The sequence below is a fragment of the Ruegeria sp. SATB027 genome (assembly GCF_059613825.1).
In genome coordinates this window covers 1-9,115 of record NZ_JBXWTH010000090.1, presented here as the reverse complement: position 1 = coordinate 9,115, position 9,115 = coordinate 1, and the positions used below count along the sequence as shown (strand labels likewise).

General features: G+C 54.5%; 5 protein-coding genes and 3 pseudogenes. 4 read left to right on the top strand and 4 right to left on the bottom strand.

The window, feature by feature from the left end:
• The first annotated feature begins 286 nt into the window (after positions 1–286).
• Positions 287–592: a hypothetical protein gene (locus tag AC2FPW_RS20960; protein WP_496815247.1), complete on the top strand. Its 306-nt coding sequence runs from the start codon at positions 287–289 to the stop codon at positions 590–592.
• Positions 593–903: 311 nt separating this feature from the next.
• Here the strand turns inward: AC2FPW_RS20960 and AC2FPW_RS20955 are convergent.
• A pseudogene (locus AC2FPW_RS20955) lies at positions 904–1,071 on the bottom strand (integrase core domain-containing protein); the annotation flags it as partial.
• A gap of 26 nt (positions 1,072–1,097) precedes the next feature.
• Here AC2FPW_RS20955 and AC2FPW_RS20950 point away from each other — a divergent pair.
• Positions 1,098–1,394: pseudogene (locus AC2FPW_RS20950) on the top strand (IS6 family transposase); the annotation flags it as partial.
• A 164-nt stretch (positions 1,395–1,558) separates the two neighbouring features.
• Here AC2FPW_RS20950 and AC2FPW_RS20945 read toward each other — a convergent pair.
• Genes AC2FPW_RS20945 through AC2FPW_RS20935 form a run of 3 tightly spaced genes read right to left on the bottom strand, consistent with a single transcriptional unit; the run spans position 1,559 to position 4,816 of the window.
• Positions 1,559–2,533 carry an ExeA family protein gene (locus AC2FPW_RS20945; protein WP_496815246.1) on the bottom strand — a complete coding sequence of 325 codons (975 nt, stop codon included), beginning with the start codon at positions 2,531–2,533 and terminating at the stop codon, positions 1,559–1,561.
• A 1-nt stretch (position 2,534) separates the two neighbouring features.
• A complete protein-coding gene (locus AC2FPW_RS20940; RefSeq protein WP_496815248.1) occupies positions 2,535–4,181 on the bottom strand; it encodes a transposase family protein in 1,647 nt (548 codons plus the stop codon).
• A 14-nt stretch (positions 4,182–4,195) separates the two neighbouring features.
• Complete coding sequence (locus AC2FPW_RS20935) at positions 4,196–4,816, bottom strand: recombinase family protein (RefSeq protein WP_496815244.1); 621 nt, start codon at positions 4,814–4,816, stop codon at positions 4,196–4,198.
• A 747-nt stretch (positions 4,817–5,563) separates the two neighbouring features.
• On the opposite strand from AC2FPW_RS20935, the gene AC2FPW_RS20930 reads away from it, so the two are divergent.
• Positions 5,564–8,773, top strand: coding sequence for an autotransporter outer membrane beta-barrel domain-containing protein (locus AC2FPW_RS20930; protein WP_496815242.1), 3,210 nt, complete (start codon positions 5,564–5,566; stop codon positions 8,771–8,773).
• Between the two features lie 200 nt (positions 8,774–8,973).
• Positions 8,974–9,115: pseudogene (locus AC2FPW_RS20925) on the top strand (IS3 family transposase); the annotation flags it as partial.

Sequence of the window (9,115 nt, the reverse complement as noted above, 5' to 3'; positions counted from 1 at the left end):
GGCCTTTAACAATATGACTTGGAAAATGGCCGCATAGGGTCAATAGTGAAACTGTCCGGAAACAGGGACGAAGTCCAAGTACCCCAGTGTCCGGAAACAGAGACGAAGTCCAATCGGCCGGCAACAACTTGGCAATACCAAACTCGGATCTGTTGACCATATTCTCAATCACGTTAGATAACTTGGCAGTGCCTTAAAAGTGATCCAAAAGTTGGTTTTTTCCATTGTATTTCCTAAATAAAAAGTGTCATGAAAGCGTATGGGGCGTTTATTAGTGGGTAGCAAGATGTCAGTAGTAGAATTTAAGAGTTGTTTGCCGCTTGAAAACCTAGATCCCGCTAAACACTGCCGGGTCTGTGGCCTCAAATATCCTCTTCCCGTTTGGGGTCCAGATGGTCTTTATCCCATGCTTGAACAATGTATTTGCTGTGGCGTCATGATTGGTTATGAAGATGTGGATCGCAATGCGTGTCTTGTTTATCGAATCTACTGGCAAAAAAGCCACTGTGGCAAATGGTACAAAGACAGCAAACGCCCGGCTGGTTGGAGTCGGGACGAACAGTTGAAATTTGTTCCTAAAGAGTTTCGTTGATGGTGGTCAGAATGAGTTCGAAGATTTTGTTAACCTTATGTGCTGTTTCATTAGCCGGATGCGTATATGGTCCAGAGGCTTACGAAACTGACCCGGTGAAAGTTCAAAGCCCGAAAGGCGTTGTTACCTGCCAGCTTTACACAAAGTCGCGGGTTCTCTGGGATCGCGCTATAAACCGGCCTGAGGACATGAGCGTGGCCGAGGCCGACGCGATCTGCAAACAGGAAGGCAGGCGCCAACAGAGGCTGTAAATAACGATAGAAATAATCCAACGAGGTGATCAGCCCCACTTGTGTGGTCCAATTTGATTGTTAGTGCATGATTGGCCTTTGGTCCATCTGAACGATGGTTTCCGGGGCCGGTGGTTTATATCCCAGAGCACTGTGCGGGCGTTTAGTGTTGTAGTGTTTCCTCCATTCTTCGATCAATATCTGCGCTTCTTTTAGGCTGTAGAAGACGGTATTGCCAAGTTGTTCGTCTGTCTTGACCGGGCTATCCGCGGGTCATGAACAATCCGACCAATATGCCACGCCTAAAAGGGTTCCGCTATCCTCGTGAGATCATTGCTTATGCAGTCTGGGCGTACCACCGCTTTGCACTGAGCACGGCGGATGTTGAGGACCTGTTGGCAGCGCGGGGCGTGATTGTAAGCCGGGAAGCGATCCGGCTATGGGTCAATCGGTTTGGGCAGCATTTCGCAGACTGCATCCGACGAGATCGTCCGCGGCCAAACGACAAGTGGCACATGGACGAAGTCGTGATTTCGATCCGTGGCAGAAAACACTGGCGATGGCGCGCCATAGCTGTAGCGGATTGAGATTATCTGGGCATGGAATTGAGATCATCGGCGATTTTGGATCAGATTATTTGAGACTGTAAAGCGTCTTGAGATCACAATATCTGAGACTGAGATCGGATTTTTTGCGACAGGATCGGATTTCTGAGACTGGGATCGTATGTCCGATATCATATTGACAGCCCGGCCAAGCGCATTTGATCGGCCAGTTCTCGGGTACGTGAGGTATCGAGTTGGCCACTCAGGAAGCGTCGGATTTCAGTTGGCTTGGCCTGGAATTGATCGGCCAATACCTTCACCGAATAGCCTTGGCGCGTGAGGCGGGGTTCGACGTCGTCAAAGTCAGGAGCCAGGGATGCAGACACGATGTCTGCCGTGACGGGTTTCTGCCCGATCTGGAATCCTGCCTCGAAGGCACGGTTCAAATACTCTGCAAACTGCAAGGGCGTAGTCAATCGTTCAGCCATGAGATCAAGGGCGGCGGGTTCGATGGCGTCGCTCACATCCGCGCCGTCCTCAGAGCACTCCTCCAGCAGCCAGTCGAGATACTTGCGCGCATCTTCACCCAAGCCTTCGAAACGCAAGATGTCGGTGCGATGGCCGATTTCTTCCATGGTGGGGCGGCGCAGGTCATTACGTAACTTCGGGTGGCCGACCAGGATGACAGATAGATTGCCACCGCCGCGTGCAATCACTTCCATCAACCGTTTCAGGCCAACAAGGGTTTTGCTATGGAGGTCATGAGCCTCATCCACAAAGAGGGCGACCGGCTTCCCGGAACGGGCAACGAGCTTTTGCAACTCGCGTTCCCGCTTCTCGCCTTGCGTGGGGATTTTCGGCTCTTTCTCCCGCGACAGATCATAGAACAGGGCTGCGATCAGCGTTGGCACCGTCGTGCGGGTTTTATCTACGGACAGGCTTTCAGCGACGGTCACTTTCTTCTCTCGGGCAATCTCGTCCTGCAGACGATGGAGGAACACGGTCTTACCAATACCAACGGGGCCGGTGATGGCGACCAGCCGCCCAGCCCCGAGACCGGAGCGGACAGCATGGGTAATGCGCCGATGGTTTTCGGTTTCAAAGAACCCGGCAGTGCGCCAATCTTTGATAAGTCCGTATCGGTCCATGATCTCAGCGTTCAGCATGTCAATTGCTCTCCTCTTTGGTGGCCGGTCTTTTGCCTGAGAGCCGGGCAGTCACTTCTTGTTTGATGATTGTTTTGTCGAGTGTTCGATCTACGAGGGCATTAACGAACGCCAGATCGTCTTCGGCCAAGCGCGCAAGCGGTTTACACAGCAAATCAGCGATACCGCGCAGCGCATCCAGACGCCCCTGATAAGTGAACTGACCGTAAGGATCGGGATCAACAAAGGGCTGGCTGTCAAAAGACAGAACTTCCGCAGAGCGGGCCAAACCGTCGTCAACGCCGCTGAGCGCCGCCCTTGGCACAGAGATTTTCTTCGCCAGGTCACCGATCCGGTCAGCGCGTGCCTGGGTCTGTGTTTTCCGTGGCTTGCGGTAGCGATGCAGCGGAATTGGCCCACCTGACGGAAGATAGGGGCCGAACCGTTTGTCATTCCATTCGACAAAGAGCTCATGGTCAAACAGGCCCCACCAGAGGGTGACGGTTTCACCAGCAAGGTCAGGATCAACCTCGTAGAATGTACCATCAATTCGGATACGAGCGTCACCGGCAACCTTGCGCGTTTCCGATTCCCGCGCGAAGGCACAAAACCGCTCCCAGGAACACATCTGACGAATACCGGTTGCAGGCAGATTGCGGACCCAATCCTCAATCCGGCTGTGAGGTTCCCGCCGATGAGACTTGGCATTATATTGATCTATGAACCGCCAGAGCCAGGCGTTTGCTTCAGCTTCAGTCTCCGGTTTGTGGAAATGATACAGCGTCTCGTGTGCTTCCTTGATCGTACGGAACGGACGCTCGACCTTGCCCTTTGAGCGCGCCGTCGGGCGGCGCCCATCGGAACCGGCGGGATCGTGGGTCATGACACGCACCCCCAGCCGTTCCATCACCATGTGGAACACGCCGCTTTTGGCAATGGGCCCGTTGTCCAGATAGATGGCCTCGGGGATGCCCTGCAGGGTCGGGCCGTCCCGGTCCTTCGGAGCCATCGCGTTGAAGAGGAATCTCAGCCCGCTTTCGACATCCTCACCGTAGACACAGCGATATTCCTGATAGGACGTGCCGGATCGGTCATCGACCACGCTGAACAGCATCGGTACTGGCAGCCCCTTACGGTCTGGGTCGATCCAGGACGGCTGCTCGATACCCTTGAGGTCAGATGGGCTGATGTCGAATTGCCAAAGCGCGTTCGATGTCCGCGCCTCAAACCGTACCGCTGCCGGTGGCCGGGTCATGCGGGCGTGGTCATATCCCCAGAGGCGAAGATAGCGATTGACTGTCACCGGATGCAGTGTGCCCTCCGGTGCTTTGACCAAACCGTCCGGTGTCTCGACACCGAAGTTTTCCAGCAACTCAATCGCCCGAGCAGTCGATAGCTTGCGGCCCTTCTTGTTGGAGGTGCGGATTTTCAGCGCCGCGATGATTTCACAATACCGCTCCATATCGGCACGCGGGGTTTTGCGAGGTTCGCCCCGATCAACACGGCGCAACCCTTTGGGGCGCAATTGACCGGCCAAAGCCCGGTAAACAGTCGCGCGTGATACACCATACATATTGGCAGCGCCTTCAATGATAATTCGCCTCCCCGGATCGCGCGGTGCAAGATCATCGAGCCTTCGTCGCAGATCGAGCAAAGCCTCTGCCGGTATGCCGCCGCCCTTGCTCATGAGGCGTCTGCATCCAACAGTTTCTGACCCGGCGCTTTCACGCTGCCATCGCCATTGACGTACTCGTAAAGCGTGGTTGTTGTAATTCCGAGCCGTTTGGCCAAGTCGGACGCGTGGGTGTCCCGGTCAGCCATCGCCGTCATCGCCATGCGCAACATGGTGACATCCATCTTGCGGGGCCGGCCACCTTTGCGGCCTCGGGCACGCGCAGCAGCGAGACCTGCACGAGTACGCTCGGCGATCAACTCACGTTCAAACTCAGCCAAACTGGCGAAGATGCCAAAGACGAGCCGCCCGTTGGCCGTCGTCGTATCAATCTCTGCACCGGCCCCGGCCAGCACGCGCAATCCGACACCCCGGTCGCGTAGTTCATCGACCGTCGCAACCAGGTGTTTGAGATCACGGCCCAACCTGTCGAGCTTCCAAACGACAAACGTGTTTCCTGGCTGAAGCGCTTTCAGACAGGCATCGAGGCCGGGCCGGTGGTCCTTTCGTCCGGATGCCTTGTCTTCATAGATGCGATCCGAAGCGACACCAGCATCAACCAGAGCATCGCGCTGCAAATCGAGAAGCTGGCTCCCATCCGCTTTCGACACCCTTGCATAGCCAATGAGCATTTCGCTAGAACTCCACCAGTTTAGACAAGCCGCACCCTGCAAGCTAATGAAGTTTTTCGCAACGGTTTTTCTGGTGGAAAATTAATGGGGACATCGCGAACATCGCCCCCACAAGGAAAACGCTCGTTTTCCAAGTGACCTCGGGGGGGGTCTTTGAATATCTCGGTTGCGGGATTGTCCAACACACGAGTGATCCCAGCAACACCTCGCCAAAATCGTCAGCGGTGACGAAACAAAGTAAGCTTTCTTGTTTCAGTATGATAGCTTAGGTTGAGCCCGGCTACCGCTCAAAGCTCTTGCCAAGCAAAAAATAGTTGAGGCTTACCGGTTTTCCGAAGAACAAGGGGCAACTCGGGCACTGGCCAAGCCGATAGAATCTGATGAGGTCTCAAGATGTGTCTGCAAGTCAGGGAAGGCGTTCCCCTCAGGGAAGTTCGGGGAGGGAGGGTGATCAAATGGAAGGGCGCGGTAGCTTCAGTCGCCCCGATGGTAGGCGCCTCACTTATTAGCATCGGTTTTACCGTTTCGCCAGTTCGCGCTGACAATGAATGCGGTGTTGCTGCGTTCGGAACTGTCACATGCAGTCCAGGCACATATGTGGACAGCGGAAGCGGGAACATAAGATACCGCAACCACAACGGGCTTTCTTTGAATAGCACCGCGCTTGACCTTGTCGTGGACCCGGCAGTTTCAGGACGGCAAGGCATTGGCATAAGTACAGGAAACAACTCTGGGTTTACAGGAGATATGTCCCTGACGTGGAATTCGGGAACCATCGTTGTTGGCGATAGTGGAAATATAGGTTCAAGCTCCAGCGTAGCTGCCGGGAGGTATGGGGATGGGTTGCGCGTGGAAAACAGGGGGCAAGGGGCAACATCGCTTGTCTTTGAGGGCGGAGAAGTGAGGACCTATGGTTTTAATGCCCAGGGCATTTATGCCTGGCAGCGTGAGAACAACCCTGCCAATTCTTCGACGGTTACCGCTGATTTTTCCGGCGACGGTTCCTACATAGAGACACATGGGCGCTATAGCGCAGGCGTTTATGGACGAACTGATACCGGGATCGGGGACATCAACGTTTTTGCCTCTGACGGGCGGATCATAACCAATGGACGGGACGCAACGGGCGTACGAGGACTCAATAGGGGAGGAGTGGCTGGCGCTGCTGGTGATATTCTAATAGGAATCGAGGATCTTGAAATTGCAACCCTCGGCTCGAACTCGCATGGCGTGAGTGCCTACAATAGGTCGAATGGAAACTCCACGATTGCGGTGTCTGGATCTTCGGTGATTTCAACAATGGGTGATAATGCCGAAGGCTTGTTTGCACGAGCATCGGGGAATTCCACAATACAGTTCCGCGACGGATCAATTCTGACTTCCGGGTCGGACTCAGATGGTGTGGTTGCTCAAGTTGACGACCGAAGCATCTTATCAACGGCAAATGGCGACGCGTCGGTAACCTTCGATGGCGGCAGCATTCGAACAAGTGGCGTTGATAGCGCCGGAATTATAGCCCAGACGGATTTTGGGTTATCACCACCTACCGGATCCGCAACTGTTGTGATGAATGGTGGCTCTATTCTAACCACCGGCGGACGGGTTGATCCAAACCAAGGATCTCACGGCATCGTGGCTTTGTCGACGGGAAGCGGTTCGGCAAGGGTCGCTCAAAATGCAGGCGAGATCGCCACGAATGGTGACCATTCCCACGGCATCTATGCTTTTGCATCTTATGGGTTGAGCGACACGAATACGAGTGTTGACGTTGCGCAGGGGTCAGGGAGAATCCGAACAACGGGTCAGGAAGCCCATGGGATCCTGGCGTTGAGTGTCACTGGGGAAGCGCATGTTAACCAAGCCGCAGGCGGCGTGATCGCGGCGACCGGTTTGGGCGCCGATGGTATTTCAGTTGGTGCACCGGATGAGGTGACTGTAACCATCGGCGGCCACGTAAGCGGAGGGCGCGAAGGGGGAAGTAATGACTTTTCCGGCACTGGCTCGCATGGTGCCGGGATTCACGCAGCCGCTGGCACCCCAAGCGGGACACCCGCCAGTCCGATGTTCACCCCAAATATGAACGCGGTGAACCTCACCGTTGCCTCCACTGGATCAGTTGGGGCCCTGTCAGATCATGCCATTGATGTGGATGGTGGCACAGCATCCCTTTCGAATGATGGAATGGTCACAGGCTATGTGACGCTTTGGGATGGTAATGATAGCTTCATCAACAGATCTGCAAATTCCTGGAACGTTCGGAATTTCGCGGCATCAGCCAACCCAAGCATGCGAGACACCGAGAATGTGGCTCTTTCCGATTTCGGCGCCGGAACAGATACGTTCACAAATACAGCGAATGGTGCGGTGCGCCTTCTGACAGTCGGTGATCAAACCGGATTTACGGCAGACACAACAGACGATGCGCGACCGATTGCTTGGTTAACCAGTGGCGTCAACGAGTATTTCCCGGATGCAGTTCTGGCCACGCAACCAAGTGCAATGCGCTCTATCTCAGAAACTGGCGTCGAGCAGGCGCATCTTGTCAATCTGGAACGATTTGAGAATACCGGCCTCCTGACAATGGCGGATGCGGAAACCGGTGGTACGCGGCCCGTTGCAGGGGATGTGTTTGTAATCACCGGAAACGCAACAGCAAACGGCACGTCTGGCGGGGGAGTATATGTTTCAAATGGCGGCAGGCTGCATATTGACACGGTATTGAACGACGGCGCAGTGGATGAAACGGACCTTCTTGTTGTTGATCGCGCCAGTGTCGGAAGCGGCGCGACTCAGGTTTTTGTCACAAGTGCCCGACCCGGAAATGCTGCGTCAACGGATCAGAATGGAAATGGTCAAGCTGATGCCGGGGAGGGCATTCTGGTTATCCAGTCTCTGGAGGGTGGTTCAGATGTCGATGCTTTTGTGCTCGCATCTCCGGTTGAAGAAGGCGTTTTTGTTTACGACCTGGATCAAACCGATGGACAAAACTGGTATCTCCAGACCGTTGTCGGAGCCCTTTCGTCAGTCGCCCGTGTTTATGAGGCTGTCCCGCATATCCTGATGACCGAATTGCCAACACTGGAACAAAGGGTTGGTCAACGACTGTGGAACACTTCACCGACCTCCTCTGGAGATGGACCGCAAAGAGGAAGCTGGGTCCGCCTCACTGGAGAGTTTTCCAAAACCGATCTGGACAGTGGAACATCGTTTGACAGCAATGAGTGGCAACTGCAGGCCGGTCTGGATCTGCCGCTCGAAGCTGGTGATTTAGGTCAGTGGGTACTAGGTGCAACCGCACAAGTTGGGTCGATAGATGCCTCAGTTTCTGGTTCACATGGCGGCGGATCGATTGACTCCGAAAGTGTCGGTATTGGCGCGACTGCCACGTGGTACGGAAATCAGGGAACCTACTTAGACTTCCAAGGCCAGGTTAATTGGCACGACAGTTCGTTTACATCGGCCAACGTCGGAGATCTGAGCGACGGTGAAACATCGCACTCCTACGCCCTCAGCGTCGAGGCAGGACATCGGTTCGCTATAAGTGAAACCTGGGGATTGACACCCCAAGCACAATTGATGTGGACCAAGCTCGACGGTGCCGAGTTTACCGATGATGCAGGAAACAGCGTTGATCTGGGTTCAAACAACCGCATGGTCGGGAGACTTGGCCTTGCATACGACCGGCAAGTCAAAACGGGCACCAATGAGTATACGAAGCTCTATGTCATTGGGAACATTCTACATGACTTTTCTGGTTCAAACGAGGTTACAGTCGGAGGCACCGCCCTGAAATCTGAACAAGATAGCACCTGGGCAGAACTCGGAATGGGAGGCTCAATCGACTGGGGCAAAGGCAAGAGCCTGTATTCAGAGGCTTCTTACCGAACGTCTCTGGAAAACCCTAGCAGCGACAACCGGAATGTGATGTTCAACGCAGGATTCCGCTGGGAATTCTGATGCCCGTGCTTAGCAAAATGAGAGTTCCCCTGCCCCGCCGTTCGCATCGCACTGGCTTCAATCTCAGCAATGTGATCCCGTCGCAAATAATCCGATTTCAGTCTCAGATTATGTGATCTCAAGGCGCGCTACAGTCTCAAATAACCTGATCCGAAATCGGCGATGATCTCAATTCCAAACCCGGATAATCTCAATCCGCTACATATATCGATACGGATGAAGGCTGGCTTTACCTCGCGGGCGTGAAAGACATGGCCACGCGGGGAATCGTTGGCTGGTCGATGGAGGATCACATGCGGGCCGAGCTTTGCTGTGATGCTCTGACGATGGCCCTGGGTCGCA